Below are 26,876 nucleotides of genomic sequence, written 5' to 3' on the forward strand. Positions count from 1 at the left end.
TGCGACATTGCCGGGCGCGCTGGCTCGCGGCAGGAGAACCTTGCATTTTAGCCTGCCAAGGCCCCACGCGTCCTGGCTGCCGCCATGCGCTTATTCCTTGACCGCGCCCGTCATGCCCGACACGTAGTACTCCACAAAGAACGAGTACACCAGCGCCACCGGCAGCGAGCCCAGCAAGGCGCCCGCCATCAGCGCGCCCCAGTGGTAGACGTCGCCTTCGATCAGCTCGGTGACGATCCCTACCGGCACCGTCTTCACCTCCGACGAGGAGATGAAGGTCAGCGCGTAGATGAACTCGTTCCACGACAGCGTGAAGGCAAAGATGCCAGCCGAGATCAGCCCCGGCACGGCCAGCGGCAGGATGATCTTGACCAGGATTTCCCAGCGCGTGGCGCCGTCGATCAGCGCGCACTCTTCCAGCTCGTAAGGGATGGAGCGGAAGTAGCCCATCAGCAGCCAGGTGCAGAACGGGATCAGGAAGGTGGGGTAGGTGAGGATCAGCGCCCAGCGTGTATCGAACAGGCCGAGCTGGAACACGATCGATGCCAGCGGGATGAACAGGATCGAGGGCGGGATCAGGTAGGCCAGGAAGATGGCCAGGCCTACCTGCTTCGCGCCCTGGAAGCGCAGCCGCTCGATGGCGTACGCGGCCAGCACGCTGGCGGCCAGCGAGGCAAAGGTGGAGATCGTGGAGACGATCACGGTATTGAGCAGCCACTCCGGGTAGGGGGTGTCGAACAGCAGCTTCTTGAAGTGGGCGAACGTGGGTGCCATCACCCAGAACGGGTTGGCGCTGCGCATCAGGAGTTCGCCGTCCGGCTTGAAGGCAGTGATCGCCATCCAGTAGAAGGGGAACAGCAGCACGAAGACGAAGATGCCTAGCGGGATGTAGATGGTTACCCAGCGCCGTGGCATCGATTGCAGGTAATCCATTCCCTGCGCGGTGTCCTGCTGCTGCGCTGCGGCCGTCGCTTTCATTTGTCGCCTCCCTGTTGCCAGCCGCGCCGCTGCAGGCCGAAGTATGAAAACAGGATGGCGGCCAGCAGGAAGGGCACCATCATCGTGGCGATCGCCGCGCCTTCGCCCAGCGAGCCGCCGGGAATCGCGCGCTGGAACGACAGCGTGGCCATCAGGTGCGTGGCGTTGAGCGGGCCGCCGCGCGTGAGCACATAGATCAGCTGGAAGTCGGTGAACGTGAACAGCACCGAGAAGGTCATCACTACTGCGATGATCGGCGTCAGCAGCGGCAGCGTGACATAGCGGAACTGCTGCCATGGCGTGACGCCGTCGATGGACGCGGCCTCGTACAACGTGGGCGAGATCGTCTGCAAGCCAGCCAGCAGCGAGATGGCGACAAAGGGAATGCCGCGCCAGACGTTGGCCGCGATGGTAGAGAAGCGCGCCAGCCATGGGTCGCCCAGGAAGTCGATATAGCGATCGATCAGCCCTAGCTTGACCAGCGTCCAGCTGATGATGGAGAACTGCGCGTCGTAGATCCACCAGAATGCCAGTGCCGACAGCGCGGTCGGCACGATCCATGGCAGCAGCACGATGGCGCGGAAGAAGGACTTGAACGGCAGGTTCTTGTTGAGCAGCAGCGCCAGCCACAGGCCTAGCGCGAATTTCACCACGCTGGCCACCACCGTGTAGAAGATCGTATTGAACAGTGCCAGTTGCGTCAGCGAGTCGCCTGCCAGGTAGCTGTAGTTGGACAGACCGATCCATTCTCCGGTGCCGCCGATCTTGGTGTTGGTGAAGCCGAGCCATACGCCAAGGCCGAGCGGGTACGTCAGGAAAACCAGCAGCAACAGCGCGGTGGGCAGCATGAACAGCAGCCCAAGCGCATGGCGGTTGTTCAACAGGCGGGAAATCATGGTTCACCTCGCATGGCTCACCTCGCAGGGTTCGGCTCGGCGGGCGCGGCGGTGCTGCCGCGCCCTTGTCTTTCTAGCTACGCCTTGTAGTACCGCTGCGCCCGCTCCGCCGCGCGCGCCGCCGCTTCCTTGGGTGTCTTGGAGCCGCTGGCCGCTTCCGCCACCATGTCGACCACGATGTAGTCGGCCATGGCCGCGGCCGAGGCCGTGCCCAGCGGCCCGGCGTGGCCGTTGTCGAGCATCAGCGCGGCGGCGTCGCGATACACGGTGTGCTTGGGGTCGGCCGTCCAGATCGGGTTGGCCTCATAGGCCTTGAGCGGCTGGCTGACGTAACCGATGGCGGCTTCCATCCACGGGTTGTACTGTTCGGGCTCCATCATGAACTGCAGGTAGGCCTTGGCCGCGTTCGGGAACTTGGAATACCTGAACAGCATCATCTGCGTGATCTGCATCAGCTCGGTGGGCCTGCCGGGCGTGCCGATGGGGAAGTGCGCGTGCTGGATGTCGCGCGCCATTTCCTGCAGCTTGGGTTCCTTCGAATTCTTGGCCGCGTAGTAGATCGAGATGCCGTTGGCGGTCAGGCTGATCTGTCCGTCGAGGAAGGCCTTGTTGTTGGACGGGTCCTGCCACGACAGCGTGCCGGGCACGAAGGTGGCGTAGAGCTGCTTGGCATACTCCAGCGCGGCCCACGTCTCGGGCGAGTTGACCACCACCTTGCCCTTGGTATCGACCAGCATGCCACCGTGCGACCACAGCAGCCAGTGTGCCCAGTTGTTGCCGTCGCCCACGGCCTTGCCGAGCGCGAAGCCGCACGGCGTGTTCTTGGCCTTGAGGCCCTGGCACAGCTTGAGGAAGCCGGCAAGGTCCTTCGGGATGGCGTCGAAGCCAGCGGCTTTGACGTGGCTTTCGCGATAGACCAGCGCATTGCCGACCACGCCCAGCGGCAGGCCGATCCACTTGCCGTTGTGCGTGCCGTACTTGCGGCACACGTCGTACCAGCCGCCGTACTTGCCGCCCAGGTAGGTGGCCAGGTCGGTCAGGTCGACCAGCTTGTCCGGGTACTGCTGCGGGTCATCGAACCAGCCCACGATGACGTCCGGCCCGCTGCCGACGCTGGCCGCGACGGCGGCCTTGGGGCGCACGTCTTCCCAGCCTTCGTTGTCGACGCGTACCTCGACGCCGGTCAGCTCGGTGAACTTCTTCGTGTTGGCGTTCCACAGGTCTTCGTCGCCCTGCACGAAACGCTTCCAGCGCAGCACACGCAGCTTGGCGCCGGCCTCCGGCTTGTATTGCAGTGCAGCCGGCGCGGCGAAGGCATGGCCGCCGATCGCCGTGGTGGCGGCAACGGCCGCCGTGGACACCAGGAAATCGCGCCTCGTGAAGTTGCTCGGTGTGCTCATCGCTTTGTCTCCTCCGTGGTCAGGGGCTCCGCCCCGTGCTGGTCATGCCTGCTTCCCGGATTGTCCGCCGGTGTCGCCGGGCCGCGCTGCAATAGCGTCTGGCCCGAGTCGGCATCGAACAGATGCGTGTGCTGGTGGTCGGGTACCAGGTTCAGGATGTCGCCCGCGGCGAAGTCATGGCGCTCGCGGAAGATCGAGATGAACTCCGCCTCGCAGAAGCGGGAGTAGATCTCGGTGTTGGCGCCGGTGGGCTCGACCACCGACACGCGCGTTTGCAGGCCCTGGCCCGGCATGCCCAGGATCAGGTGCTCGGGCCGCACGCCGTAGATCACGCGCTGGCCGTCGGTGCCGGCGGCGGCATCGAAGCGCGCAGGTGCCGGCAGGCGCGTGCCATCGGGAAACTCGACTGCGGCATCGCCGCCACTGCGGCGCAGCACGCCAGGCACGAAGTTCATCGCCGGGGAGCCGATAAAGCCGGCCACGAAGAGGTTGTCGGGATGATCGTAAAGCTCCAGCGGCTTGCCGCGCTGCTCCACGCGGCCGTCGCGCATCACCACGATCAGGTCGCCCATGGTCATGGCCTCGATCTGGTCGTGCGTGACATAGACCGAGGTGGTGCGCAGGCGCTGGTGCAGCTCCTTGATCTCCGCGCGCATCTGCACGCGCAGCTTGGCGTCCAGGTTGGAGAGCGGCTCGTCGAACAGGAACACCTGCGGATCGCGCACGATGGCGCGGCCCATGGCCACGCGCTGGCGCTGGCCGCCTGAGAGCTGGCGCGGGTAGCGTTCCAGCAAACTGTCCAGGCCGAGGATGGCGGATGCCTTGGCCACTTTCTGCCGGATCTCGTCCTTGTCGCCCTTGGCGAGCTTGAGCGAGAAGGCCATGTTGTCGTAGACCGTCATATGCGGGTAGAGCGCATAGTTCTGGAACACCATGGCGATATCGCGCTCCTTTGGCGGCAGGCGGTTGACCACGCGGTTACCGATGGCGATCTCGCCGGTGGTGATCTCCTCCAGCCCGGCGATCATGCGCAGCAGCGTGGATTTGCCGCAGCCCGATGGCCCCACCAGCACGGTGAACTGGCCATCGGCAATATCGATGTCCACGCCGCGGATCACCTGCGTGCTGCCGAAGTATTTCTGGATGCCGCGAATCTGGACCGATGCCATGCGTGGTGTCTCCGTGAGCCGCTGATGCTCGTTCGTGCCGGGGGCGGCAGTTCGCCGCGATTGGATTGCCGTGGTGATTCGTGGCGCGACAGCGTGCCTCAGTGGTTGTCCTTGGGCACCGCGGCGCCGCTCTTGCCCACCAGGAAATCCATGTCGGCGCCCAGGTTGGCCTGCTGCACATGCTCGACATACAGGCGCGTCCAGCCGCGCTCCATCGGCAGCGCGGGCGCCTGCCACGCGGCGCGGCGGCGCTGCAGCTCCGCCTCATCGACATGCAGGTGCAGCTTGCGCATGGGCACATCGAGCTCCACCACGTCGCCGTCCTTCACCAGCGCCAGCGGGCCGCCGGCCGCGGCCTCGGGCGCCACGTGCAGCACCACCGTGCCGTAAGCCGTGCCGCTCATGCGCGCATCCGATACGCGGACCATGTCGGTGATGCCCTTGCGCAGCACCTTGGGCGGCAGTGGCATGTTGCCGGCTTCGGCCATGCCTGGGTAGCCGCGCGGGCCGCAGTTCTTCAGCACCAGCACGCAGGTCTCGTCGACGTCGAGCGATTCATCGTCGAGCCGCTGGTGCATGTGCTCGCTGTTCTCGAATACCACCGCGCGGCCGGTGTGCTTGAGCAGCGCCGGCGTGGCGGCCGACGGCTTGATCACCGCGCCATCGGGGCACAGGTTGCCGCGCAGCACAGCAATGCCGGCGTTGGCCTTGAAGGGCGCGCCGAAGGCGTGGATGACTTCGCGGTTCCAGTTGGGCGCGTCCTTGCAGTTGTCCCACAACGTCTTGCCGTTGACGGTGAGCGCGTCGCGCGCAAGCAGCGATTCCAGTTCGCGGATCACCGCGGGCAGGCCGCCTGCGTAGTAGAAATCCTCCATCAGGTGGCGCCCGGATGGTTGCAGGTCGAGCAGGCACGGCAGCTCGTGGCCCAACGCATCCCAGTCTTCCAGTTTCAGCTCGACACCGATGCGCCCGGCGATGGCTAGCAGGTGGATCACGGCGTTGGTCGAGCCGCCAATGGCCGCGTTGACGCGGATCGCATTCTCGAACGCGTCCCGGGTCAGGATCTTCGACATCACCAGGTTGTCCTTCACCATCTCCACGATGCGGCGCCCCGACGCGCGCGCCAGCACATTGCGGCGGCCATCCACGGCGGGAATCGCCGCGTTGCCGGGCAGGCTCATGCCCAGCGCTTCCACCATGCTGGCCATGGTCGACGCGGTGCCCATCGTCATGCAGTGGCCGTGCGAGCGGTGCATGCAGCTCTCGGCCTCGAAGAAGTCCTCCTGCGACATCTGGCCGGCCCGCACTTCCTCCGACATCTTCCACACATCGGTGCCGGAGCCCAGCTCGCCGCCGCGGAACTTGCCGCTCAGCATGGGGCCGCCGGAGACACCGATGGTGGGCAGGTCGCACGAGGCCGCGCCCATCATCAGCGCGGGCGTGGTCTTGTCGCAGCCCATCAGCAGCACCACGCCATCGATCGGGTTGCCGCGAATCGATTCTTCCACGTCCATGCTGGCCAGGTTGCGGAACAGCATGGCGGTGGGGCGCAGCATGGTCTCGCCCAGCGACATCACCGGGAATTCAAGCGGAAAGCCGCCGGCTTCCCACACGCCGATCTTGACCTGTTCGGCCAGTGTGCGGAAATGCGAGTTGCAGGGCGTGAGCTCGGAGTAGGTGTTGCAGATGCCGATGACCGGACGGCCATCGAACTGGTCGTGAGGAATGCCGCGGTTCTTGAGCCACGAGCGATAGATGAAGCCATCGCGGTCGAGGCGGCCAAACCAGGCCTGGCTGCGGCGCTTGGGGGGCGTCGGCTTGTCGTCGTTCACTCGGGTCTCCTGCGTTCTTGCGGGGCCGCGTAGCGACGGCTGGCGCGTAGGCGCCACGTGTGCTGATGCCCGCTTTCTTGTGCGCTGCAGATACGGATGCCCACGACCGATTGCACTGCCTTGCCGCATGCATGCCGAGTGAGCGGAGTCTAGTTCACGAGTCTGGACAGGTAAACTGGTATTACCAATTAGTGGTCTTTACCGATGCCGCTGCGCATGCTGCGGCGCGCGATGAATCCGCCTGGACATTCGCTGGCGTGCTGCCTAGACTCCAGCCGGCTGGACAAATGGTCAAACCAATTTCGCCAGACGCTCGGGCTGCACATGCCTATCCATTCGATCGAACCGCAACGCCTGTACCGCCAGATCAGCGCCCAGCTGCGCACGCTGATCCGGGCCGGCGAGTTTCCGGTGGGCTCGCGCCTGCCGGCGGAGCGGGATTTGTCGGTGCAGCTCGGCGTGAGCCGCCCATCGCTGCGCGAGGCGTTGATCGCGCTCGAGGTTGAGGGCTATATCGAAGTGCGGATGGGCTCCGGCATCTATGTGTGCGAGCCGCCGTCATCCGTCGACGCCGGCTTCGACCTGTCCGGCGAGGAAGGCCCGCTCGAGCTGATCCGCGCACGTGCCCTGGTGGAAGGCGAGGTCGCCGCGCTGGCGGCCCGGAGCGGGCGCAAGGCCCAGTTCGATGCGATCGAGGAGGCCATCGCGCAGATGGCCGCCGAAGCCGCCGCCGGCATCAAGCCGCTCGATGCGGATCGCTTGTTCCATGTGCGGGTGGCGCAAGCCACCGGCAACAGCGTGCTGGTGGGCGTGGTGCGCCGGCTCTTCGACTTGCGCCTCGGGCCGCTGTTCGATCAACTGAACAGCCACTTCGAGACGCCCGAGGTCTGGGCCCAGGCCATCGCCGAGCATCGCGAAGTGCTGGCGGCGCTGCGCCGCAAGGATCCGGAGCTGGCGCGCGCGGTCATGCAGCGGCATATGGACATCGCTTACCGCCGCCTGACCTCCAGCCTGACCCGTGCGCGCAAGCGCGCAGCCGGCACGCCGGGTGCCGCGCCACGTGCCAGGAAGGCGTCCTCAGGGGCGTCATGAAGGGCCTTGTGCGGACCGGCTTTGCTACACTTGGCCGATTCCCCCCAATTTCACCCGGATCCGCATGGCACAGTACGTTTTCACCATGAACCGCGTGGGCAAGATCGTCCCGCCCAAGCGTCACATTCTCAAGGACATTTCCCTGTCCTTCTTCCCGGGCGCCAAGATCGGCGTGCTGGGCCTGAACGGCTCGGGCAAGTCGACCGTCCTGAAGATCATGGCGGGCCTCGACAAGGAAATCGAGGGTGAAGCCACGCCCATGCCCAACCTGAACATTGGCTACCTGCCGCAGGAGCCGCAGCTCGATCCCGAGCAAACCGTGCGCGAGTCGGTGGAGGCCGCGCTGGGCGGTGTGTTTGAAGCCCGCAAGAAGCTCGACGAGATCTATGCGGCCTATGCCGAGCCGGACGCGGATTTCGACGCGCTGGCAGCGGACCAGGCCAAGTACGAAGCCATCCTGGCGGCAAGCGACGGCAACAACGCCGAGCTGCAGCTGGAGATCGCGGCGGATGCGCTGCGCCTGCCGCCGTGGGAAGCCAAGGTCGGCAACTTGTCCGGCGGCGAGAAGCGCCGCGTGGCGCTGTGCCGCCTGCTGCTGTCGCGCCCCGACATGCTGCTGCTCGACGAACCTACCAACCACCTGGATGCGGAATCGGTGGAATGGCTGGAGCAGTTCCTGACGCGCTTCCCCGGCACCGTGGTGGCGGTGACCCACGATCGCTACTTCCTCGACAACGCCGCCGAGTGGATTCTGGAACTGGACCGTGGCCACGGCATTCCCTGGAAGGGCAACTACAGTTCCTGGCTGGACCAGAAGGAAGCCCGCCTGAAGCAGGAAGAATCGAGCGAGTCGGCCCGCCAGAAGGCGCTGCACAAGGAACTGGAATGGGTGCGGCAGAACCCCAAGGGCCGCCAGGCCAAGTCCAAGGCACGTCTCGCGCGCTTTGACGAACTGAACAGCCAGGAATACCAGAAGCGCAACGAAACCCAGGAAATCTTCATCCCCGCGGGTGAGCGCCTGGGCAACGAGGTGATCGAGTTCAACGGCGTGAGCAAGGCCTACGGCGACCGCCTGCTGATCGACGACCTCAGCTTCAAGGTGCCGCCCGGCGCCATCGTCGGCATCATCGGCCCCAACGGCGCCGGCAAGTCGACCTTCTTTCGCATGCTCACCGGCAAGGAAACCCCGGACAGCGGCGAGATCAAGGTCGGCCCGACCGTGAAGATGGCCTACGTGGACCAGAGCCGCGATGCGCTCGACGGCAGCAAGACCGTGTTCGAAGAGATCTCCGGCGGTGCCGACGTGCTGACGGTTGGCCGCTACGAAACGCCGTCGCGCGCGTACATCGGCCGCTTCAACTTCAAGGGCTCGGACCAGCAGAAGCACGTGGGCACGCTCTCGGGCGGCGAGCGCGGACGCCTGCACCTGGCCAAGACGCTGATCTCCGGCGGCAATGTGCTGCTGCTCGATGAACCGTCCAACGACCTCGACGTGGAAACGCTGCGCGCGCTGGAAGACGCGCTGCTGGAGTTCGCCGGTTGCGTGATGGTGATCTCCCACGATCGCTGGTTCCTGGACCGGATCGCCACCCACATCCTGGCCTTCGAGGGCGAGTCGCATGTGGAATTCTTCCCGGGCAACTACCAGGAGTACGAGGCGGACAAGAAGCGACGTCTGGGTGAGGAGGGGGCTAAGCCTAAGCGGATTCGGTATAAGCCTATTGTTCGTTAAGGGGATTTGGGGGGCTCTGAACTGCAACTTCAGCTGCAACTGCTTAACGTCAACTTCAACTGCAGTTTCACCTCCCCTGCGGGGAGGCGACCTACTTTCTTGTCTCGCCAAGAAAGTAGGCAAAGAAGCGACCCGGATGGGGCGAAAGCCTCCTCGTCGTCGGGCGAAAAGAGCGGCCGGAGGCCAAACTCGCATCGCCTTAAGGCGATACTCAAACATGGCCTCCTCGTTTCCGCTCTTTTCGCCCGACGACGAGGCGCCCCATAACGGGAGATGAAAACCCTGACGGCTCGCTGCGCATCGCGGGCAGGTGATTTCCGCCTGGGGGCGCAAATCACGGCTACACCGAATGGTGTTTGATCCCCACGACCACTGGTTCTGCCGTGTTTCCCGCCTGGGGGCGGAAAACACCCGTGCGCGACGCGAAGCGAGCCGTGAAGGTGTGCCAAGGCCGTATGGGGCGCCTCGGGATTTCACCAAAAGAGCGGAAAAGAGGGACCCATGTCTGAGTATCGCCTTAAGGCGATGCGAGTTTGGGTCCCGGCCGCTCTTTTGGTGAAATCCCGAGGGGGTGTCGCCCCATCCGGCGCGCCTTTTTTGCCTACTTTTTTGGCAAGACAAAAAAGTAGGCGCCGCCCCGCAGGGGTGGTGAAACTGCAGTTGTAGTTGCGGTTGCAGTTGAAGTTGACGTTAAGCCGTAGCCCTCAACGTCAAGCCGCTGCAACCGCAGCCCCCCTTCACTTCCTCACCAACCTCAACTTAGTAATCTCCGACGGCGCCCCAAACCGCTTAGGAGGCCCCCAATACCCGGTCCCCCTGCTCACATACACCCACATCGCCTCATGCCGGTTCAACCCGGCGGTATAAGGCTGCTGCATCGGCACGAACAGGTTCCAGGGCCAGAACTGGCCGCCATGCGTATGTCCGGAGAGCTGCAGGTCGAAGCCCGCGGTGGATGCAGCCGGCGCCGTGCGCGGCTGGTGCGCTAGCAGCACGCGCGCGGCTACCACCGCCGGGGCGCCGTGCAGCGCGCGCGCCGGGTCGCTGCGGTGGCTCTCGTCGAAACGGTGGGCGGAAAAATCGGTCACGCCTGCCAGCACCAGCGCTTCCTCCTCTTCCCCGATCACCACATGCTCGTTCATCAGCACGCGCAGGCCCAGTCCGCGCAGCTCCGCGATCCACGGCTCGGCGCCAGCGTAATACTCATGGTTGCCGGTGACAAAGTAGGTGCCATGGCGGGCCTTCAGGTTGCCTAGCGGGGCCGTGTGCCGGGACAGCTCGCGCACGGTGCCGTCGACCAGGTCGCCGGTGATGGCGATGGCGTCCGGGGCCAGCCCGTTGACGCGGGCGACGATGCGCTCCAGGTAGGCGCGCTTGATGGTGGGGCCAACGTGGATGTCGCTGATCTGCACGATGGTGAAGTCGTGCAGCGAGTCAGGCAGGCCGGCGATGGGGACTTCCACCTCGACCACCTGCGCCAGCCGCCGCGCATTGAAAAATCCCATCACGGTGACCAGCAGCGCCAGCACCGGCACCGTGGCGGCGGAGCGGGGCAGCAGCCATGCCGGGTGCCAGCCGGCCATCGCGCTCAACAGCAGCACGACGTCGCGTGCCAGCGTCAGTATCAGCAAGGAAGAGAAGAAACCCATGGCCAGCATGCCCACCCAGGTCAGCGCGTCGGACCACGGCTGGTCCAGGCGCCGCGCCAGCAGGCCTGCGGGAATCAGCGGCCAGGACAGCGCCAGCCACGCTACGGCCAGCGCCTTGATGGCAAAGGATACCGGCATGTCGGGTAACAGGCGCAAGCCGATATAGCCGTGGAGCAGGCCAACCACGAGGGCGGCGACGAAAACGGTGGTGCGAGGGGGCATGCCACCTCCAGGGTGTGGGAGTCGGGGCCGGATGCTTCCAGCATTGATATTGTTTTAGAGCATTTCGGCGACGCCGCGACGCTGTGACAGTGTGGCGGGCGTCCTGGAATTGTCGGCGCTGAGCCGCTTTTCCGTTTTGCGCATCGATGGTGTACGTGAGGCCCCCGGCCCGCAGATTCAAGGGGCGTGAGCTGCGCCCGAAAGCACTTAAGTCGCTTGCAAGACAGATTGAATTACTTGCACCACCTCAGTGGTTCCACTTGCATGAACAGTTGCGCATGCTTGCGGCAGCCGCCGCAGGTGCAAATGAACCCGTCGGGTTGGCTGTGGGGCGGCGCGCTGTCGCTCACGTTGCTGTGGCTGCTGGCCACCTGCGGCTAGGACGAGGTGCCGCCGGCGGCGCTGCGGGCGGTGCCAGAGCAGATCATCAAGACCGCGACACAGGAATCGCCGGTCACTTTCGAGTTTGTCGAACAGACGGAGAGCAGTCAGGCGGTGGATATCCGCGGCCGACGTGTTGCGGGCGCACTACAAGGGCGGCAACTCCAGCTACCTCGAAGTCACCACCGCGCAGGAGAAGGTGTTCGATGCGCAGCTCGCCGCCATTCAGGGACAGGTCGATGTGTTGAATGGCACGGCAGCCTTGTACAAGTCGCTGGGCGGTGGATGGCCGGCGGTGCCGACCGAGGTCAGGGATGCCGGGTTGAGCGGCAACGCGCACGCCGTGATGCGCTGAGTGGGTCGCTTGCGCCGCCCACTCAGGCTCAGCGCGTCGACCAGTTGGCGCCGCGCACGCCAAACGCCGTCACCACGCCATAAGCGGTGATGCCCAGCGCCACGCCCAGGAAGTGCCCGTCCAGGCCCATGCCCGCGACGTTCGCCAGCAGCCAGCCGCCGCCGGCGGCCAGCGCGATGCGCGAGATGCCGGCCGCGATCGGCCAGCCCATGCGGCCAGCGCCCATCGACGCGAAATACAGCGCCATGCCCAGCCCGAAGCCGCCGAAGGCCGGCGCGACCCAGGACAGCGCGCGCGCCGCGATGCTCGCCACTTCGGCATCCTTGGTGAAGAACCCGGCAAAGGCATCCGGCGCCAGTCCCACCACCGCACCCACCGCGCCGGCCACCGCCAGCGCCATCAGCGCGCCGGCCCAGGCCGTGCGGCGTGCGGTGGCCCAGTCGCCGGCACCGACTGCTCGCCCCACCAGCGCGGTTAGCGCGGAGCCCACGCCGAACGCCAGCGGGATCATCAGGAACTCCAGCCGCGCCGAGATGCCGTATGCGGCCACCGCGGCGGTGCCATAGTGGCGCAGCTGGGTGGTCACAAGGATCGTGGACAGGTTGGCCACCGAGGCCAGCGCGCAGGCCACCAGCCCCACTGACAGGATGCGTGTGAACAGCGCGCGTGACGGACGGATGCGCAGCATCGGCACGAACCCCGCGCCGCCCCGCAGCACCACCCAGGCCATGGCCAGCGCCGCCGCCCACGACACCGCCGCCAGTGACGCGCCGATACCGGCCAGGCCCATGCCCACCGGCTCGGCCAGCGTCCAGGCCAGCGCCGGGAAGACGATCCACATCAGCGAGAGCACCCGCGCCGCCAGCGCATGGCGGCCACCGCCGCGCAGCACCGATGCCAGCGTGTTGGCCAGCCAGGCCGGCACCGCGCCGGCGCCGAACAGCCAGATGGCATACGTGGCGGCCGCGTCCGCCGCGGTCTGCCCCGCCACCGCGCCCAGGACGGCGCGCGGGAAGCCGGCCATCGCCACGGCAAACGCCAGCCCCGCCGTGACCGCGATGATGAGTGCGTGCAGCACCAGCGACGAGGCCTCCTCGCGCTTGTTCGCGCCCAGCGCGCGGGCGATGGCCGCCACCACGCCACCGCCCATGGCGCCGGTGGACATCTGCTGCAGCAGCAAGGCAAACGGCAGCACTACCGCCCAGCCCGCCAGCGCCGCCGTGCCCTGGCGCGCCGCCAGCCAGGTCTCGATCAGTTGCGCGCCTGCCTGCAGGAAGGCGATCAGGCTGGTGGGCGCGGCCAGCAGCAGGATGCGGCGCATCAGTTCGCGCATCAGCGGGTGTGCGTGGGTGGCAATGGATGCGGCTGCGGCTGGCGCCATCGCGGCTCCGGCCATGGGATTGGCTTGCGGCTCATTCATGGCTGGACTCCGTTTCGTCTGTCGGTTGCTCGTCCGCGGTTTGCAGGCCGGCAGCGGCGCCAAAGCGCCGCCGCAGATAGCTGCCCGCGCCAGGGCCTGGCGCGACGCGCAGGTCGTCCAGCGTCAGCGGACTGCCGTCCGGGCGGGCCAGCGCCGGCGTGGCGATCTCCGCGCCGGTGTGCTTGTCCTGCAGCAAGGTGAGCGGGCCGCGCTCGTCGGTCATCCAGCGGTCGGCCCAGGCCTTCAGCGCCACGAAGGCGGGGAAGAAGTCGCGGCCTTTTTCTGTGAGGTGGTAGGCATGCCGTGCACTGTCGGGCGCCGGCACGCGCTCCAGCATGCCGTGTTCCACCAGCGTCTTCAGGCGTGCGCTGAGGATGTTGGGCGCGATGCCCAGGTGGTGCTGGAATTCATCAAAGCGGGTGCTGCCGTAGAACGCCTCGCGCAGCAAAAGAATGGCCCAGCGCTCGCCCAGCACCGCCATCGAGCGGGCAATCGGGCAAGGCATGCTGGCAAAGTCGGTATGTCCCATGGTCTCCTCTCGCGCGGCTTGCAGGGTTGGCTCGGGTTTTTACTTTCGTTTTGCAAGCCAAGGGTTTCGGCGCATCTTAACTTGCAATTTGAAAGTTTGCTGGCGCGCTGCAAGCGGCGTGCGGGGACTACGGTGTGCACAAAGCGGTACCACCCGGGGCGCTGAAGACATCCAGCGCCGGAATCCGCGCGCGCAGGAAGTCGATCAAGGTGCGCGTGGCCATCGACGGATGCAGGTTGGGCGTGGTGATGATGTAGAGCCGGCTGCCCAATCCTTCCGGTTTCCATTCGGTCAGCACCGGCACCAGCCGGCCTTCGCGCACATCGTCCCAACCGGCGTATACCGGCAGCAGGCCCACGCCGTGGCCGTCGCGTACCGCGCGCATCAGGAAGGGGAAATGCTCGGACTGCAGGTGCGGGCTCAGTTCCACCTCTTCGCGCTGCTCGCCGCGGTTGAGCGTGAGCACGAAGCGCCGGGCGGGATAGGGCGGGCACAGGAATTGGCAGCGCGCCAGGTCGGCCGGGGTTTGCAGCGGGCCGTGGCGGGCGAGGTAGCCGGGCGAGGCGCAGAGCTGCCAGTCGATGGCGCAGATGTCTCGCGCTACGTGGTCCAGCGGCGGCTGCGAAGTCACCTTGAGCGCCACGTCGATCTCCGCGGCGATCAGGTCCACCACGCGGTTGGCAAAAAACACGCGCAGCGAGATGCCGGGATGCTGCCCGGTGAATTCCAGCAGCAGCGGCGCGAGGAAGGTGTCGCCCAGCCCGGTCGGCACGCTCACGCGCACGTGGCCGCGCAGGGTGGTGCCAAGGCTGTCGATCTCCGCCTGGGCGGACGCCACTTCCTGCAGGATGCGCAGCCCGTGCTGGTAAAGCGCGCGGCCCGCCTCGGTCAGCTCCAGCCGGCGCGTGGTACGGCGCAGCAACTGCGCGCCGGCCTGGTGCTCCAGTTCGCGCAGCTGGCGGCTGACCTGCGAGCGCGTGACGCCGCGCCGCCGCCCCGCCTCGGACAAGTTGCCGGCTTCGACGATATCGACAAAGGCCTGGATCAGGTTGAGGTCCATCCGGGATTCCATGGAGAATTGTCGCGCATGGCGCAACATTGTGAGTCGCTGCGAGGGAATTGTCGATACGGGGAGCCGAGGCTACAGTGACCATGCCCTGCCGGATCGCCAAGGCAGGGCCAGGCGGGCGCGACACCGCCCTGAAACAAGCAGGAGACACCATGTTCAAGAACGATCTTTTCGCCGGCCAGCGCGTGCTGATCACCGGTGGCGGCACCGGGCTGGGCCTGATCATGGCCGAGCGCCTGGCGGGGCTGGGGGCGGAGCTGCACCTGTGCGGGCGCCGGCTGGCGGTGCTGGACGAGGCCGCTGAGGTGCTGCGCCACCAGCACGGCACCAAGGTCGTGACGCACGCGGTGGACATCCGCGACGCGGCTGCCGTCGACGCCATGATCGAGACCATCTGGAGCGGGCACGGCCCGCTCGATTGCCTGGTCAACAACGCCGCAGGCAACTTCATCAGCCGCACCGAGGATCTGTCTCCCAACGGCTTTCACGCCATCTCGGACATCGTCTTCCGCGGTACCTTCTACACCACGCAGGCCGTGGGCAAGCGCTGGATCCGCGACGGCCATCCCGGCTCGGTCCTGTCCATCGTCGTGACCTGGGTCTGGACCGGCTCGCCTTTCGTGGTGCCGTCCGCCATGTCCAAGGCGGGCGTGGACGCCATGACCAAGTCGCTGGCCGTGGAGTGGGGCCGCCACGGCATCCGCTGCAACGCCATCGCGCCGGGCGTGATCCCCACCGAAGGCGCGGGCTCGCGCCTGCGTCCGCAGGATGCGCAGCAAGACGCGATGAGCGGCCAGAACCCCACGGGCCGCATCGGCCAGCCGCAGGATATCGGCAACCTGGCCGCTTTCCTGCTGGCTCGCGACAACGCGTGGATCAACGGGCAGACCATTGCGCTGGATGGCGGCGACTACCTTGCCAACGGCGCTTATTTCAAGCAGTACCTGGATTGGGGCGATGCCGAATGGCAAGCCGCGCGCGAGCGCATCGCGGCCACGAACGCCGCCGATCGTGCCGGGCGCACCGTCAACGCACCGACCCCGACCCGCTCTACCACCAAGCCTAGCCAGGCTGGAGACAACTGATGGCCGCTGACCTCCTGTTTGAAGACATCCACCGTACCGGCGCCGAACTGAGTGAGCGCGGCGCGCGCCTGGCCGGCGGCCTGCGCGCGCTTGGCCTGGGCGAAGGCGACGTGGTCGCGGTGCTGCTGCGCAACGACCCGGTCTTTGCCGATATCGTGCATGCCTGCCGCACGGCCGGCACTTACTATTGCCCGATCAACTGGCACTTCACGGCGGAAGAAATCCGCTTCCTGCTGACCGACAGCGGCGCCCGGGCCTTGATCGTCAGCGCCGACCTGCTGGACGGCGTGCGCGCCGTGGTGCCCGCAGGCGTGCAGGTGCTGGCCGTGGCGGCGCCGGGCCAGGACAGCCCCGCTGGCACCACCGGCTACGAAAGCTGGCTTGCAGAGCAGCAGCCCTACGATGGCCCGCGCGTGGCGCCGCGCGGCCACATGGCCTACACCTCTGGCACCACCGGCCGCCCCAAGGGCGTGCTGCGCGCCGCGCCGCCGCTGGCCACGCTGGACGAGCAGCTTGCGCGCATGCGCTCGGTGGTGGCGCAGACCATGGGCATCGTGCAGGGCACGCGCGCGTTGATGGCCGCGCCGCTGTACCACAGCGCACCGGGCGTGTTCATCCAGAATGCGTTGCAGCTTGGGGAGCGCCTGGTGCTGTGCGCGCGCTTCGATCCGGAGCAGGTGCTGGCGCTGGTGGAGAAGCACCGCATCGACGTGCTCTACCTGGTGCCGATCATGTATGTGCGCATGCTCAAGGTGCCGGCCGACGTGCGCGCCCGTTATGACTTGTCCTCGCTGCGCTTTGTCGCCTCGACCGGGGCGCCGTGCGCGCCCGAGGTCAAGCGCGCCATGCTGGACTGGTTCGGCCCGGTGATCCATGAAACCTATGCTTCAAGCGAGGCCGGCATGATTACCGTGGCCACGCCGGCCGACGCCGTGGCCAAGCCCGGCACGGCGGGGCGCCCGGTTGACCAGGGCGAAGTGCGCATCCTGGATGAGCAGGGCGTTGCCTGCGCCCCCGGCAAGATCGGCCTGGTCTATGTGCGCCAGCCCGCCTACCCGGACTTCACCTATCGCAACAACGAGGCAGCGCGCCGCGCCATCGACCGCGACGGCCTGGTGAGCCTGGGCGACATGGGCTACCTGGACGCCGACGGCTACCTCTTTATCTGCGACCGCGCCTCCGACATGGTGATCTCCGGCGGCGTGAACATCTACCCGGCCGAGATCGAGCACGAGCTGGTGCGCTATCCCGGCGTGGCCGACTGCGTGGTGTTCGGCGTACCCGACGACGAATACGGCGAGCGCCTGCTGGCCATGGTGCAACCGGTTGCGGGCGCCACGCTGGAAGAGGGCGCCATCATCGAATGGCTGCGCCAGCGCCTGTCCGGCTTCAAGGTGCCGCGCACCATCGTGGTGGAGGCGTTGCTGCCGCGCGACGATAGCGGCAAGCTGGCCAAGCGCCGCCTGCGCGACAAGTACTGGGAAGGGCGCACGCGGCGGGTTTGAGCCGCACCGGGCACCGAATGCCAAGTACCGAGTACCGAGTACCGAACACCAGACGTCAAAAAACGCCAAGGAGACTACACAATGCATAGCTGGAAAACCGGATGGCGCGCCTGGGCCGGCGCCGCCGTCTTCGCCTGTTCGCAACTGGCCGCTGCCGCCTATCCCGACCGCCCCATCAAGCTGGTGGTGCCCTACACGCCGGGCGGCTCCACCGACCAGTTCGGGCGCGGGCTGGCCGATGGCATGAGCCGCGTGCTCAAGCAGACGGTGGTGGTGGAGAACCGCCCCGGCGCCGCCACCATGATCGGCACGCAAAGCGTGGCGCGCGCACCCGCCGATGGCTACACCATGGTGCTTGCCACCAATGGCAGCATGGTGCTCAATCCCATGCTCTACAAGAAGATCGCCTACGATCCGCCGCGCGATTTCCGGATCTTCACCGTTGGCGCCGAGGCGCCGCTGGTGGTGGTGACCAACAGTCAGGTGCCGGCCACCAATATCCGCGAGTTCGCCGCCTACGCCAAGGCCAGCGGCGGCAAGCTCAACTACGCCTCGGTCGGCCTGGGCAACGCGCTGCAGCTAGCTACCGAAATGCTCAAGACCGAACTCGGGATCTCGGTCACCCATGTGCCGTACAACGGCAGCGCGCCGGCGCTCTCGGCGCTGCTCGCCAACGATGTGCAACTGATGGTGGATGTGGTCAGCACCTCGCTGCCCCACATCAAGGGCGGCAAGCTGCGCGCGCTGGCGGTGACCGGCCGCACCCGGCTGGAAGTGCTGCCCAACGTGCCGACCGTGGCCGAGAGCGGCTATCCCAACTTCCAGGCCGCAACCTGGTTTGGGCTCGCCGTGCCGGGGCAGACACCGCCGGACGTGGTGGAAAAGCTGCAGGCCGCGGCCGCGCAGGTCCTCAAGGATCCGCATTTCCGGGCGACCTTCAGCGCACTGGGGCTGGTGATCCAGCCGCCGCGCACCCAGGCCGAGATCGACCGCTATGTAGAGGCGGATCGCGAGCATTGGGGCAAGGTCATTCGCGCCAACAACATCAGCCTGGACTGAGCCAGGGGCCTCTGGCGCGCACTTTGTGCGCGGCATGCCCGGCGGCGATCGGCGTATAGTTCCATCACGCCGTGATGAATCCGGCCCTCGGGCTCGTCACGGCGTTTCTTCGCCCACGCCTGCCGCTCCATGAACGACGTCACACCCAATCGCAGCCAAGATCCCGAGCCGTCCGGTCCTGAAGACGTTTCCGGGCGGGCCTCCGACCACAACCGGCTGCGCGCGCTGCGCCGCCGCGCCCGCATGGCAGCGGGCCGCAAGTCGCGCCAGATGTGGCGTATCTCCCGCACCACGCTACGCTACGCCGTCTTCATGTGCGGCGCCGGCTGCGTGGCGCTGTTCTCCCTGATCTTCGCCTGGATTGCCGAGGTGGCACTGCGCTGGAACGCGCACCTGACAGCGGCCACGCCCTGGCTGGCCTTTGTGCTGCTGCCGTTCGGGCTGGCCGCGCTGCGCTGGCTCACCATCGGCCTGGCGCCGCAGGCGCGCGGCAGCGGCATCCCGCAGGTGATCGCCGCATTCGGCCTGCCCCCGGCGGGGCCGGCGCAGACCCTGCTGGTGTCGTTCCGCCAGTCCATGTGGAAAGTGCTGCTGACCACCGGCGGGCTGCTGGCGGGCGCCTCCATCGGCCGCGAAGGGCCATCGGTGCAGGTTGGCGCCGCGGCCATGCTCGCCTGGGGGCGCTGGTGCCACGAGAAGCTGCGCTTTCGCATCGGCTTTCACCCCAACGCGCTGATCGCCGCCGGCGCTGCCGGGGGCCTTGCCGCCGCCTTCAATACACCACTGGCGGGCGTGGTGTTCGCCATTGAGGAGCTTGGCCGCGGTACCGCCGTGCGCTGGGACCGGCTGGTGCTGTCAGGCGTGCTGACAGCCGGCTTTCTCTCGCTGGCGGTGCTTGGCAACAATCCCTATTTCAGCGTCAAGACGCCGATCCTCGCGCTGCACGATGCCTGGGGGCCGGTACTGCTGTGCGCCCTGGTCAACGGCGCGCTGGGCGGCCTGTTTGCCAAGCTGCTGACCGGCGGCGTGCCCGCGCTGATGCCGGCACGGCTGCGCGCCTGGCCATTGCAGCATCCCGTGCAGGTGGCTTTCCTGTGCGGCCTGGCGGCCGCGGCGATCGGCTGGTCCACAGGGGGCGCCACCTTTGGCACCGGCTACGGGCAGGCGGCCGGCCTGATCAATGGCGAGCCGCACGCCACGCTGTGGTTCGGCCTAGCCAAGCTGGCGGCGACCGTGGTCTCGTATTTTGCCGGCATTCCCGGTGGCATCTTTACGCCGTCGCTGGCCATCGGTGCCGGCATCGGCGCCAATGTGGCGGACTGGGTCGGCCACCTCTTCGGTGGCATGGCCGAGCCACGCGTGCTGGCGCTGGTGTCGATGGCCGCCTTCCTGGCCGCCGCCACCCAGGCTCCCATCACTGCCAGCGTGATCGTGATGGAGATGACGCGCTCGCAGGACCTCACCTTGTTCCTGCTGGCCTCGTCGCTGCTGGCTTCGTTCCTGGCACGCCAGTTCTGCCCGCACCCGTTCTATCACCAAGTGGGCCATGCTTTCCGGCGCGAGGCGCTTGCAGCCACGCGGAAAGTGGCTCCCGCCGCATAAGCGCGGGCCATGGCCATGGTGCTCGTTGCCGCTTTGTCTTACCATGAGCGGCGCCCGGGCCATGTACCCGGCGCTGTGTACCGGCGGCACATGAGGATCCGCGCCGGCACGACGAACCGGGGAGCACAGATGGCCACAAAACGACCGCCGGGCAGTAACGGCGCACCGCGCCCGCAGCCGCAGTCGCAAAGCCCACGCAAGCCGCAGGGCAAGGAAGGCACGGCTTTGCGCGACCTCGGGCCGGACACTGTGTGGCACACGCGTGGCCTGCATGGCCATACCCGCCAGCGCGCGCCGCTACCGTCATCGGCACGCTCGCCGCGGCGGCAGTTGCCGCCCAGCCGGGTGCCGCGCCTGCTGCTGTGGGGCTTGCTGCTGATGGTGCTGGCGGTGATGGCCAGCGCGGTGATGAATATGACGCATTAACCCCCGGCAGTGTGCCTGCATGCCATCTTGTGGCGGGTGGCAGGAACCACGCGCGTAGGGGGCGCTCCAACCCGGAGCTTATCTCAGGAGTCTGGATGAAATACCCCCTCGCCGGGCTGGCTGTTGCCAGCCTGCTGCTGATTTCGCCTTGGGCCGGTGCTGCCTCCAACGATGGTGCCGCCGACAAACTGGCGCCGATGATGGATAGCCTGGAGATCGGCAGCCCGCTGCCCACGCTGCCCGATTGCGCTGACAAGCGCACCCCTGACGGCCGCGACGTGACCGCCCTGTGCGTTGAAGTGCGCGGCGACGGCGTGATGCGCCAGGTTGGCGTGCCGCGCGACAAGCGACCTGCCTTCATGGATGGTCCCCACGTGGTGGCCTTTGTCGACCGCAGCGCCCTGGTCGGCGTCATCGTGCCGACCGACGGCGTGCGCTCCGAGAAAGCCGTGGTGGACAGCCTGACCGCGCGCTACGGCAAGCCCTTTCGTTCCGAGCAGGTGAAGATGAAGGACAAGGCCGGCCAGCCCATCACCAGTGTGCACGCCGGCTGGATGAAAAAGCCGCTGACCGTGGAGCTCTACGCCATTCCGGAGGATCCCAATACCGGCACCATCGAACTGCTGCTGCCCCAGGCCCGCATGCTGATGGCCAACCAGGACAACGCGATGGCGCAACAGCTCAACCCCAAGGCGGCGTCCGCCCCGCAAGCGGCCCCCGGCGGCAAGGGCGCGGAGAAGAAGGGCAAGGAAGGCAGCTGGTAGCGTTTGTGGCTTTGCGGCGCTCCGCGCGCCGCAAAGGCCCTCAAAGTCCTTCCATCACCTTGTCCAGCCCGCGCACCAGCCCGGTCAAGGTATGCACCTTGCGGATCGCCAGCAGGGCGCCCGAGACATAGGGCTTGGAGCCGTCGCCGGACTCATGCTTCAGGTGCAGGCGCTGCCCGTCGGCGCCGAAGATCACCTCCACGCCCAACTGATAGCCCGGCAGGCGCACGGCGTGCACCTGGCTGCCGGACATCGTCGCGCCACGCGCTTCCTTCGGGCCCTTGACCTGGTCGATGGGCACCACCTGCCTGGCCTCACGGACCTGTCCCAGCCGATATGCCAGCTCGCGCACGGTGCCAGAGGGCACGTCGATCTTGCCGGCCTTGGCGTAGTCGATGATTTCCCAGTGCTCCAGGTGGCGCGCGGCCATCTCGGCGAACTTCTGCAGCAGCACCACGGTGATGGCAAAGTTGCCGCAGGCCAGTACGCCGCGCCCGGCCTGGCGCGCGGCGGCATCGATCTCGGCATAGTCCTCGTCGGATAGCCCGGAGGTGCCCACCACCACGTGCGCGCCCTTGGCCAGCGCCTGCAGGATGTTGCGCTTGGCAATGTCCGGCTTGGTGTATTCCACATAAACGTCGAAGGCACCTTGCGCCAGCTCGTCGATGCTGGCCACTGCCACGCCCGGCGTGCCCTTGTGCGCGGTCAGCGCCGCCAGGGCCTGGCCGGCAGCGCCGCGCGACAGCCCGGCCACCAGCGTCATGTCGTGCGCGTGCGCCACGCCGCGCGCCAGTTCGCCGCCGGCCCAGCCGGTCACGCCGCCTACGGCGACTCGAATGCGATTGCTCATCGTCTTGCTCTCCTGATCTGGATGGTTTCCGGGGTGCCAAACCGCGCCGGGCTGGCTGCCAGGTTGTGCAGCATAAGCCTTTCGCGCGCGCGGCGCTGGCTCAGCCCGCGGCGCGGCGCCGGTCGATCTTGCGCGCCAGCACGATCGAGGTGGTGGTGTGATTGACACCATCCAGCGCGCCGATTTCGTCCAGCAGCTTGTCCAGCCGGGCATGGGTGTCGCAGCGGATCACCGCCATGTAGTCCACCGGGCCGCTAACCGAGTTCAGCTCCTCGATTTCGGGAAAGCGCTGCAGCGCCCGCACCACCGCGGGCGCGCTCTTGGGCATCACCGACATGCCGCAGAACGCCAGGATAGCGTTGTCTTCCATTTCCTTGCCCAGCCGCACGCCGTAGCCGGCGATCACGCCATCGCGCTCCAGCCGCGCAATGCGTGCCACCACGGTGGTGCGGGCAATGCCGAGCTTGCGCGCGAGATTGGCGGCATTCTCGCGCGCGTTGGCCTGCAGCAGGGAGAGCAGGTGGCGGTCGGTCTGGTCGAGTTCGGTCATGGGCGGGCTAGGGCTGCGGGCGGGTCAAATGCCGGTGTTTCGTCGATTCGATCGTTGGCCTCGTCTAATCGTTCGATTGTGAGGCCTTTTCGTCAATCTTGTTCCTTCATTCTGCCTGTGCCCGCAACCATACTTCAGCTATGGGCTTGCTCCGCTGAATCACTTCCATGAGGGACATCATGACCTGCATTACGCCAACCGGCCATCTGGACCAAACTGGACAGAACACCCAAACCAGGCAGACGCCGATGCGCGTGGTCGTGCTGGGCGCGGGCAAGATCGGCCGCACCATCGCCATCATGCTGCATGACAGTGGCGACTACCGCGTGACCCTGGTTGACCGCGAACCCACCCATCTCGAGGGCGTGCCGGAGGGCATCGCCGTGCGCATCGGCGACCCGGACCAGACCGAGGATTGCGCCCGGCTGCTCGGAGGCGCGCAGGCCGTGCTCAACGCACTGCCATTCCACGCCGCGGTTGGCGTGGCCACGGTAGCGGCCAGCCTTGGCGTGCATTACTTCGACCTGACCGAAGACGTTGCCGCCACCCACGCCATTCGCCGCCTGGCCGAGGGTGCGCGCTCCGTGCTGATGCCGCAATGCGGGCTGGCGCCCGGCTTTATCGGCGTGGTCGGCAATGACCTCGCCCAGCGCTTCCTGCGCGGCGGTGGCGAACTGCTCGACCTGAAGATGCGCGTTGGCGCGCTGCCGCGCTACCCGAGCAATGCGCTCAAGTACAACCTGACCTGGAGCACCGAAGGCCTGATCAACGAATACTGCAACCCGTGCGAGGCCATCGTCGATGGCCGCCGCGTGGAAGTGCCAGCGCTGGAAGGGCTGGAGAGCTTTGCGCTGGACGGCATCGAGTACGAAGCCTTTAATACTTCAGGAGGGCTTGGGACCTTGCCCGAGACGCTGGCGGGCCGGGCGCGCGGCGTGGACTACAAGTCGATCCGCTATCCGGGCCACTGCGCGGTGATGAAGCTGCTGCTCAACGACCTGCGCCTGCGCGAGCGCCGCGACTGGATGCGCGAGATCTTCGAGAGCGCGATCCCCGCCACGCAGCAGGACGTGGTGATCGTGTTCGCCAACGCCACCGGCTATGCCGCCAGCGGTGGCAAAGGCGGGCGCGGGCCGCTGACACAGGCGTCGTTCTCGGTGCGCATTGGCGGCGCGCAAACGGCTGCCGGCCACGTCAATGCGATCCAGCTCACCACGGCGGCCGGCATCTGCACCGCGCTGGACCTGGTTGCCAATGGCGAGCTGCCACAGGCCGGCTTCGTTGCGCAAGAGGCGATGCCGCTGGACGTTTTCCTGGCCAACCGTTTTGGCCGACACTACACCCGTCATCCGCTTCAAGAGGCAACGGTATGAAAGCAAAGGAATTCGCGGCCTGTTGGCAGGCCATCGGGCTGACGCCGCCGTGGCGCGACGGCGAAGGCCCCACCGGCGCCTTGCCGGTGCACTCGCCGATCGACGGCGAGGCATTCGGGCACCTGCCCGCCTGCAGCCTCGCCGAGGCCGATGCGCGCATCGAACGCGCTCGCGTGGCGCAAGCCAGCTGGGCGCTGGTGCCCGCGCCAGTGCGCGGCGAGGTGGTGCGGCGCTTTGGCGAAGTGCTGCGCGAACACAAGAAGCATCTTGGTGAACTGGTTTCGCTGGAGGCCGGCAAGATCCTGCAGGAAGGGCTCGGCGAGGTGCAGGAGATGATCGACATCTGCGACTTCGCCGTCGGCCTGTCGCGCCAGTTGCATGGCCTTACCATCGCCTCGGAGCGGCCACGGCATGCAATGCGCGAGACCTGGCATCCCTATGGCCTGTGCGGCGTGATCTCGGCCTTTAACTTTCCCGTGGCGGTCTGGGCCTGGAACGCGGCGCTGGCGCTGGTGTGCGGCAATGGCGTGATCTGGAAACCGTCGGAAAAAACGCCCCTCACCGCGCTGGCCATGCAGAGCTTGCTTGACGGCGTGCTGGAGATTGCCGCGCCACAGCATGTTGGCATCGCCACCGTGCTCTCGGGTGGCCCGGCGCTAGGCCAGCATCTGGTGGAACACGCCGCTGTGCGGCTGGTGAGCGCCACCGGCTCCACCCGCATGGGCCGCGCCGTGGGCATCGCTTGCGCCGAGCGGTTCAAGCGCGCCATCCTGGAACTTGGTGGCAACAATGCCGCGATCATCGCGCCCTCGGCCGATCTCGAACTCGCTGTGCGCGCCATGACCTTCTCGGCGGCGGGCACCGCCGGGCAGCGCTGCACGTCGCTGCGCCGCGCCTTCGTGCATGTCGACGTGCTGGAGGCCGTTACCACGCGCCTGATCCAGGTGTTCGGCCGCCTGCCGGTGGGCGATCCGCTGGCCGAGACAACGCTGGTCGGTCCGCTGATCGATGGCGCCGCGGGCGCCGCCATGGCCGCCGCGCTGCTGCGCTGCCGCGAGCATGGCAATACCGTGCACGGCGGCGAGCGCGTACTGGCCGAAAAGTACCCCAATGCCGAGTACGTGCGGCCCGCGCTGGTGCTGACCGATCGCCAGCACGAGATGATGCTGAGCGAAACCTTCGCGCCGATTCTCTACGTGATGCCGTACACCACGCTGGACGAAGCCATCGCGCTGAACAATGCGTCGGAGCATGGTTTGTCGTCTTGCATCTTCACCGAGTCGCTGCGCGAGGCGGAGCGCTTCATGTCGGCAAGCGGCAGCGATTGCGGCATTGCCAATGTGAATATCGGCACCAGCGGGGCGGAGATTGGCGGTGCGTTCGGTGGTGAGAAGGCGACTGGCGGCGGGCGTGAATCCGGCTCGGACGCCTGGAAGGGGTATATGCGGCGCGCTACCAATACCGTGAACTATGGTGATGCGCTGCCGTTGGCGCAGGGGGTGCGGTTTGATGTCTGAGGCCTGAGGTCCGAGTCCTTTACGTTCACCCAAACGTTGCGATTCGTAACAAGGGTTACAGCAGGTTGACCCTGTATTACTAAACCGCCCCGTATAACGTTCTTATGGCTAGACCAAGGCTAAACAAGCCACAAGGACGATGAGATGAAAACGTTGATGATGGGACTCGCGATGGTTGGCGCCGCCATGCTTGGCGGTTGTGCGGTCTACCCGGCTTATCCCGGCTATGGCTATGGGGGTGGCGAGGTCGCAGTGGCGCCGGCGCCGGTCTACGCGGCGCCGCCGGTGGTGGTGGCCCCTGGGTTTTACGGTGGCTACTATGGCTATCGCGGCGGCTACTACGGCGGCCGCCGCTATCGCTACTGGCATTGAAGCGAGAGCGGTAGCACGGGATAGTACGGGCTAGCAGGGGTAGAACGAGGTTAAACGCGTTTGTCGGGCTGTCAGGCCTGCCCGTTGAGCCCGGCCCAGCTCGGCGCCAGCGTCTGCGGCACGTCGATCAGGTCCAGCACGCGGCCAACCGTATGGTCGACCAGTTCCGCCACGCTCTGCGGCTTCTGGTAGAAGCCGGGTACCGGGGGAAAGATGATGCCGCCCATCTCGGTGACGGCGGTCATGTTGCGCAGGTGCGCGAGGTTCAACGGCGTTTCGCGCACCATCAGCACCAGCTTGCGGCGCTCCTTGAGCGTGACATCCGCGGCGCGGGTGATGAGATTGTCGGACAGGCCATGCGCCACGGCCGCGAGCGTGCGCATGGAGCAGGGCGCCACCACCATCGCATGGGCGGCAAACGAGCCGCTGGCAATGGTGGCGCCAATATCGCGCACGTTGTGGACCACCTGGGCAAAGCCCTCCACCTCGGCCTTGCTGATGTCGAGTTCGTGCTGCAGGTTCATCACGCCCGCCGCGGAGATCAGCAGATGGGCCTCCACGCCAGGCGCGGCGCCCAGTATCTGTACCAGACGGACCCCATAGACCGCGCCGGTGGCGCCGGTGATCGCGACGACGATGCGCCGCGGCTTGCCCTCACCCGCTGCACCCGCCGCTGCACCCGCTGCGGTCATGTCGCGCTCAGGCCTTGAGCAGCGATTGCAGTTCGCCGTTCTGGTACATCTCCATCATGATGTCCGAGCCGCCGACGAACTCGCCGTTCACGTAGAGCTGCGGAATGGTCGGCCAGTTGGCGTAAGTCTTGATGCCTTGGCGGATGCCGTCGTCTTCCAGCACATTGACCGTGGTCGGCGCGTCGACGCCGCAGGCCTTCAGGATCTGGATCGCACGGCCGGAGAAGCCGCACATCGGGAACTGGGCGGTGCCCTTCATGAACAGGACCACCGGGCTGCCCTTGACGATCTGGTCGATCTTTTGCTGCACGTCACTCATGATGTCTCTTTTCAGTTGCTCGCGGTGCAGGCACTGGC

General features: G+C 66.8%; 25 protein-coding genes. 12 read left to right on the forward strand and 13 right to left on the reverse strand.

What is annotated here, in order from left to right:
• Positions 1-90: 90 nt before the first annotated feature.
• The 5 genes from AC1RQK_RS24730 to AC1RQK_RS24750 form a co-directional block, all read right to left on the reverse strand.
• The gene (locus tag AC1RQK_RS24730; RefSeq protein WP_492373480.1) at positions 91-978 is read right to left on the reverse strand and encodes a carbohydrate ABC transporter permease; all 888 of its coding nucleotides are present in this window, start codon (positions 976-978) and stop codon (positions 91-93) included.
• Positions 975-1,874 carry a carbohydrate ABC transporter permease gene (locus tag AC1RQK_RS24735; protein ID WP_043350082.1) on the reverse strand — a complete coding sequence of 300 codons (900 nt, stop codon included), beginning with the start codon at positions 1,872-1,874 and terminating at the stop codon, positions 975-977. Before AC1RQK_RS24735 ends, AC1RQK_RS24730 begins: the two co-directional genes overlap by 4 nt.
• Before the next feature lie 77 nt (positions 1,875-1,951).
• Positions 1,952-3,274 (reverse strand): ABC transporter substrate-binding protein, encoded by a 1,323-nt coding sequence (locus AC1RQK_RS24740; protein ID WP_492811618.1) that lies wholly within the window; start codon positions 3,272-3,274, stop codon positions 1,952-1,954.
• Positions 3,271-4,443 (reverse strand): ABC transporter ATP-binding protein, encoded by a 1,173-nt coding sequence (locus AC1RQK_RS24745; protein ID WP_492811620.1) that lies wholly within the window; start codon positions 4,441-4,443, stop codon positions 3,271-3,273. The genes AC1RQK_RS24740 and AC1RQK_RS24745 overlap by 4 nt, the downstream gene beginning before the upstream one ends.
• Before the next feature lie 98 nt (positions 4,444-4,541).
• Entirely contained in the window at positions 4,542-6,275 is a 1,734-nt protein-coding gene (locus AC1RQK_RS24750; RefSeq protein ID WP_492811622.1) for an IlvD/Edd family dehydratase, read from the reverse strand.
• A gap of 324 nt (positions 6,276-6,599) precedes the next feature.
• Between AC1RQK_RS24750 and AC1RQK_RS24755 the strand changes: the two genes are divergently transcribed.
• Positions 6,600-7,367, forward strand: a complete 768-nt coding sequence (locus AC1RQK_RS24755; protein ID WP_492373484.1) for a FadR/GntR family transcriptional regulator — start codon at positions 6,600-6,602, stop codon at positions 7,365-7,367.
• A gap of 64 nt (positions 7,368-7,431) precedes the next feature.
• Positions 7,432-9,099: an energy-dependent translational throttle protein EttA gene (ettA, locus tag AC1RQK_RS24760; RefSeq protein WP_006159698.1), complete on the forward strand. Its 1,668-nt coding sequence runs from the start codon at positions 7,432-7,434 to the stop codon at positions 9,097-9,099.
• A 737-nt stretch (positions 9,100-9,836) separates the two neighbouring features.
• Here ettA and AC1RQK_RS24765 read toward each other — a convergent pair.
• Entirely contained in the window at positions 9,837-10,970 is a 1,134-nt protein-coding gene (locus tag AC1RQK_RS24765) for a metallophosphoesterase (protein ID WP_492811625.1), read from the reverse strand.
• Between the two features lie 514 nt (positions 10,971-11,484).
• On the opposite strand from AC1RQK_RS24765, the gene AC1RQK_RS24770 reads away from it, so the two are divergent.
• A complete protein-coding gene (locus AC1RQK_RS24770) occupies positions 11,485-11,706 on the forward strand; it encodes a hypothetical protein (protein ID WP_492811627.1) in 222 nt (73 codons plus the stop codon).
• Between the two features lie 28 nt (positions 11,707-11,734).
• On the opposite strand, the gene AC1RQK_RS24775 is transcribed toward AC1RQK_RS24770, so the two are convergent.
• The 3 genes from AC1RQK_RS24775 to AC1RQK_RS24785 form a co-directional block, all read right to left on the reverse strand.
• Entirely contained in the window at positions 11,735-13,039 is a 1,305-nt protein-coding gene (locus AC1RQK_RS24775; RefSeq protein WP_492811689.1) for an MATE family efflux transporter, read from the reverse strand.
• Positions 13,040-13,118: 79 nt separating this feature from the next.
• Positions 13,119-13,655 carry a winged helix-turn-helix transcriptional regulator gene (locus AC1RQK_RS24780; protein WP_492811629.1) on the reverse strand — a complete coding sequence of 179 codons (537 nt, stop codon included), beginning with the start codon at positions 13,653-13,655 and terminating at the stop codon, positions 13,119-13,121.
• A 127-nt stretch (positions 13,656-13,782) separates the two neighbouring features.
• Positions 13,783-14,715: a LysR family transcriptional regulator gene (locus AC1RQK_RS24785; RefSeq protein ID WP_492375861.1), complete on the reverse strand. Its 933-nt coding sequence runs from the start codon at positions 14,713-14,715 to the stop codon at positions 13,783-13,785.
• A 161-nt stretch (positions 14,716-14,876) separates the two neighbouring features.
• Here AC1RQK_RS24785 and AC1RQK_RS24790 point away from each other — a divergent pair, with 161 nt between their 5' ends.
• From AC1RQK_RS24790 to AC1RQK_RS24815, 6 genes are all read left to right on the forward strand, one after another.
• Positions 14,877-15,809 carry an SDR family oxidoreductase gene (locus tag AC1RQK_RS24790; protein WP_492375862.1) on the forward strand — a complete coding sequence of 311 codons (933 nt, stop codon included), beginning with the start codon at positions 14,877-14,879 and terminating at the stop codon, positions 15,807-15,809.
• Positions 15,809-17,314 (forward strand): acyl-CoA synthetase, encoded by a 1,506-nt coding sequence (locus tag AC1RQK_RS24795; RefSeq protein WP_492375863.1) that lies wholly within the window; start codon positions 15,809-15,811, stop codon positions 17,312-17,314. The genes AC1RQK_RS24790 and AC1RQK_RS24795 overlap by 1 nt, the downstream gene beginning before the upstream one ends.
• An 81-nt stretch (positions 17,315-17,395) precedes the next feature.
• Entirely contained in the window at positions 17,396-18,373 is a 978-nt protein-coding gene (locus AC1RQK_RS24800) for a Bug family tripartite tricarboxylate transporter substrate binding protein (protein ID WP_492375864.1), read from the forward strand.
• A gap of 129 nt (positions 18,374-18,502) precedes the next feature.
• Positions 18,503-19,975 carry a chloride channel protein gene (locus tag AC1RQK_RS24805; protein WP_492375865.1) on the forward strand — a complete coding sequence of 491 codons (1,473 nt, stop codon included), beginning with the start codon at positions 18,503-18,505 and terminating at the stop codon, positions 19,973-19,975.
• Positions 19,976-20,104: 129 nt separating this feature from the next.
• On the forward strand, positions 20,105-20,401 hold the full coding sequence (locus tag AC1RQK_RS24810) for a hypothetical protein (RefSeq protein ID WP_492375866.1): 297 nt from the start codon (positions 20,105-20,107) through the stop codon (positions 20,399-20,401).
• A gap of 95 nt (positions 20,402-20,496) precedes the next feature.
• Positions 20,497-21,165, forward strand: coding sequence for a hypothetical protein (locus tag AC1RQK_RS24815; RefSeq protein ID WP_492375867.1), 669 nt, complete (start codon positions 20,497-20,499; stop codon positions 21,163-21,165).
• 40 nt (positions 21,166-21,205) lie between these two features.
• Here the strand turns inward: AC1RQK_RS24815 and dapB are convergent, their stop codons facing one another.
• Both dapB and AC1RQK_RS24825 read right to left on the reverse strand, forming a co-directional pair.
• Positions 21,206-22,015 (reverse strand): 4-hydroxy-tetrahydrodipicolinate reductase, encoded by an 810-nt coding sequence (gene dapB, locus AC1RQK_RS24820; protein ID WP_492375868.1) that lies wholly within the window; start codon positions 22,013-22,015, stop codon positions 21,206-21,208.
• Between the two features lie 100 nt (positions 22,016-22,115).
• Positions 22,116-22,565: an Lrp/AsnC family transcriptional regulator gene (locus AC1RQK_RS24825; RefSeq protein WP_174427647.1), complete on the reverse strand. Its 450-nt coding sequence runs from the start codon at positions 22,563-22,565 to the stop codon at positions 22,116-22,118.
• Between the two features lie 248 nt (positions 22,566-22,813).
• Here AC1RQK_RS24825 and AC1RQK_RS24830 point away from each other — a divergent pair, with 248 nt between their 5' ends.
• The 3 genes from AC1RQK_RS24830 to AC1RQK_RS24840 all read left to right on the forward strand — a co-directional run bounded on the left by AC1RQK_RS24830 (position 22,814) and on the right by AC1RQK_RS24840 (position 25,827).
• Positions 22,814-23,938 carry a saccharopine dehydrogenase family protein gene (locus AC1RQK_RS24830; protein WP_492375882.1) on the forward strand — a complete coding sequence of 375 codons (1,125 nt, stop codon included), beginning with the start codon at positions 22,814-22,816 and terminating at the stop codon, positions 23,936-23,938.
• A complete protein-coding gene (gene amaB, locus AC1RQK_RS24835) occupies positions 23,935-25,455 on the forward strand; it encodes an L-piperidine-6-carboxylate dehydrogenase (protein ID WP_492375869.1) in 1,521 nt (506 codons plus the stop codon). Before AC1RQK_RS24830 ends, amaB begins: the two co-directional genes overlap by 4 nt.
• Before the next feature lie 144 nt (positions 25,456-25,599).
• Entirely contained in the window at positions 25,600-25,827 is a 228-nt protein-coding gene (locus tag AC1RQK_RS24840; protein WP_492375870.1) for a hypothetical protein, read from the forward strand.
• 71 nt (positions 25,828-25,898) lie between these two features.
• Here the strand turns inward: AC1RQK_RS24840 and AC1RQK_RS24845 are convergent, their stop codons facing one another.
• Together AC1RQK_RS24845 and grxD are read right to left on the reverse strand one after the other, a co-directional pair.
• Entirely contained in the window at positions 25,899-26,519 is a 621-nt protein-coding gene (locus AC1RQK_RS24845; protein WP_492375871.1) for a UbiX family flavin prenyltransferase, read from the reverse strand.
• Positions 26,520-26,526: 7 nt separating this feature from the next.
• Entirely contained in the window at positions 26,527-26,838 is a 312-nt protein-coding gene (grxD, locus tag AC1RQK_RS24850; RefSeq protein WP_150985669.1) for a Grx4 family monothiol glutaredoxin, read from the reverse strand.
• Positions 26,839-26,876: the final 38 nt, after the last annotated feature.

The organism is Cupriavidus sp. GW822-FHT02D05 (genome assembly GCF_058802485.1).

Excerpts from the sequence above, each read along its gene's own strand:
- AC1RQK_RS24765 (WP_492811625.1), bottom strand. The coding sequence starts at position 10,970 with ATGCCCCCTCGCACCACCGTTTTCGTCGCCGCCCTCGTGGTTGGCCTG.
- dapB (WP_492375868.1), bottom strand. The coding sequence starts at position 22,015 with ATGAGCAATCGCATTCGAGTCGCCGTAGGCGGCGTGACCGGCTGGGCC.
- AC1RQK_RS24785 (WP_492375861.1), bottom strand. The coding sequence starts at position 14,715 with ATGGACCTCAACCTGATCCAGGCCTTTGTCGATATCGTCGAAGCCGGC.
- AC1RQK_RS24780 (WP_492811629.1), bottom strand. The coding sequence starts at position 13,655 with ATGGGACATACCGACTTTGCCAGCATGCCTTGCCCGATTGCCCGCTCG.
- AC1RQK_RS24840 (WP_492375870.1), top strand. The coding sequence starts at position 25,600 with ATGAAAACGTTGATGATGGGACTCGCGATGGTTGGCGCCGCCATGCTT.
- AC1RQK_RS24845 (WP_492375871.1), bottom strand. The coding sequence starts at position 26,519 with ATGACCGCAGCGGGTGCAGCGGCGGGTGCAGCGGGTGAGGGCAAGCCG.
- amaB (WP_492375869.1), top strand. The coding sequence starts at position 23,935 with ATGAAAGCAAAGGAATTCGCGGCCTGTTGGCAGGCCATCGGGCTGACG.
- AC1RQK_RS24805 (WP_492375865.1), top strand. The coding sequence starts at position 18,503 with ATGAACGACGTCACACCCAATCGCAGCCAAGATCCCGAGCCGTCCGGT.
- AC1RQK_RS24745 (WP_492811620.1), bottom strand. The coding sequence starts at position 4,443 with ATGGCATCGGTCCAGATTCGCGGCATCCAGAAATACTTCGGCAGCACG.
- AC1RQK_RS24790 (WP_492375862.1), top strand. The coding sequence starts at position 14,877 with ATGTTCAAGAACGATCTTTTCGCCGGCCAGCGCGTGCTGATCACCGGT.
- ettA (WP_006159698.1), top strand. The coding sequence starts at position 7,432 with ATGGCACAGTACGTTTTCACCATGAACCGCGTGGGCAAGATCGTCCCG.
- grxD (WP_150985669.1), bottom strand. The coding sequence starts at position 26,838 with ATGAGTGACGTGCAGCAAAAGATCGACCAGATCGTCAAGGGCAGCCCG.
- AC1RQK_RS24800 (WP_492375864.1), top strand. The coding sequence starts at position 17,396 with ATGCATAGCTGGAAAACCGGATGGCGCGCCTGGGCCGGCGCCGCCGTC.
- AC1RQK_RS24810 (WP_492375866.1), top strand. The coding sequence starts at position 20,105 with ATGGCCACAAAACGACCGCCGGGCAGTAACGGCGCACCGCGCCCGCAG.
- AC1RQK_RS24795 (WP_492375863.1), top strand. The coding sequence starts at position 15,809 with ATGGCCGCTGACCTCCTGTTTGAAGACATCCACCGTACCGGCGCCGAA.
- AC1RQK_RS24735 (WP_043350082.1), bottom strand. The coding sequence starts at position 1,874 with ATGATTTCCCGCCTGTTGAACAACCGCCATGCGCTTGGGCTGCTGTTC.
- AC1RQK_RS24815 (WP_492375867.1), top strand. The coding sequence starts at position 20,497 with ATGAAATACCCCCTCGCCGGGCTGGCTGTTGCCAGCCTGCTGCTGATT.
- AC1RQK_RS24830 (WP_492375882.1), top strand. The coding sequence starts at position 22,814 with ATGCGCGTGGTCGTGCTGGGCGCGGGCAAGATCGGCCGCACCATCGCC.
- AC1RQK_RS24775 (WP_492811689.1), bottom strand. The coding sequence starts at position 13,039 with ATGCGCGAACTGATGCGCCGCATCCTGCTGCTGGCCGCGCCCACCAGC.
- AC1RQK_RS24740 (WP_492811618.1), bottom strand. The coding sequence starts at position 3,274 with ATGAGCACACCGAGCAACTTCACGAGGCGCGATTTCCTGGTGTCCACG.
- AC1RQK_RS24755 (WP_492373484.1), top strand. The coding sequence starts at position 6,600 with ATGCCTATCCATTCGATCGAACCGCAACGCCTGTACCGCCAGATCAGC.
- AC1RQK_RS24730 (WP_492373480.1), bottom strand. The coding sequence starts at position 978 with ATGAAAGCGACGGCCGCAGCGCAGCAGCAGGACACCGCGCAGGGAATG.
- AC1RQK_RS24825 (WP_174427647.1), bottom strand. The coding sequence starts at position 22,565 with ATGACCGAACTCGACCAGACCGACCGCCACCTGCTCTCCCTGCTGCAG.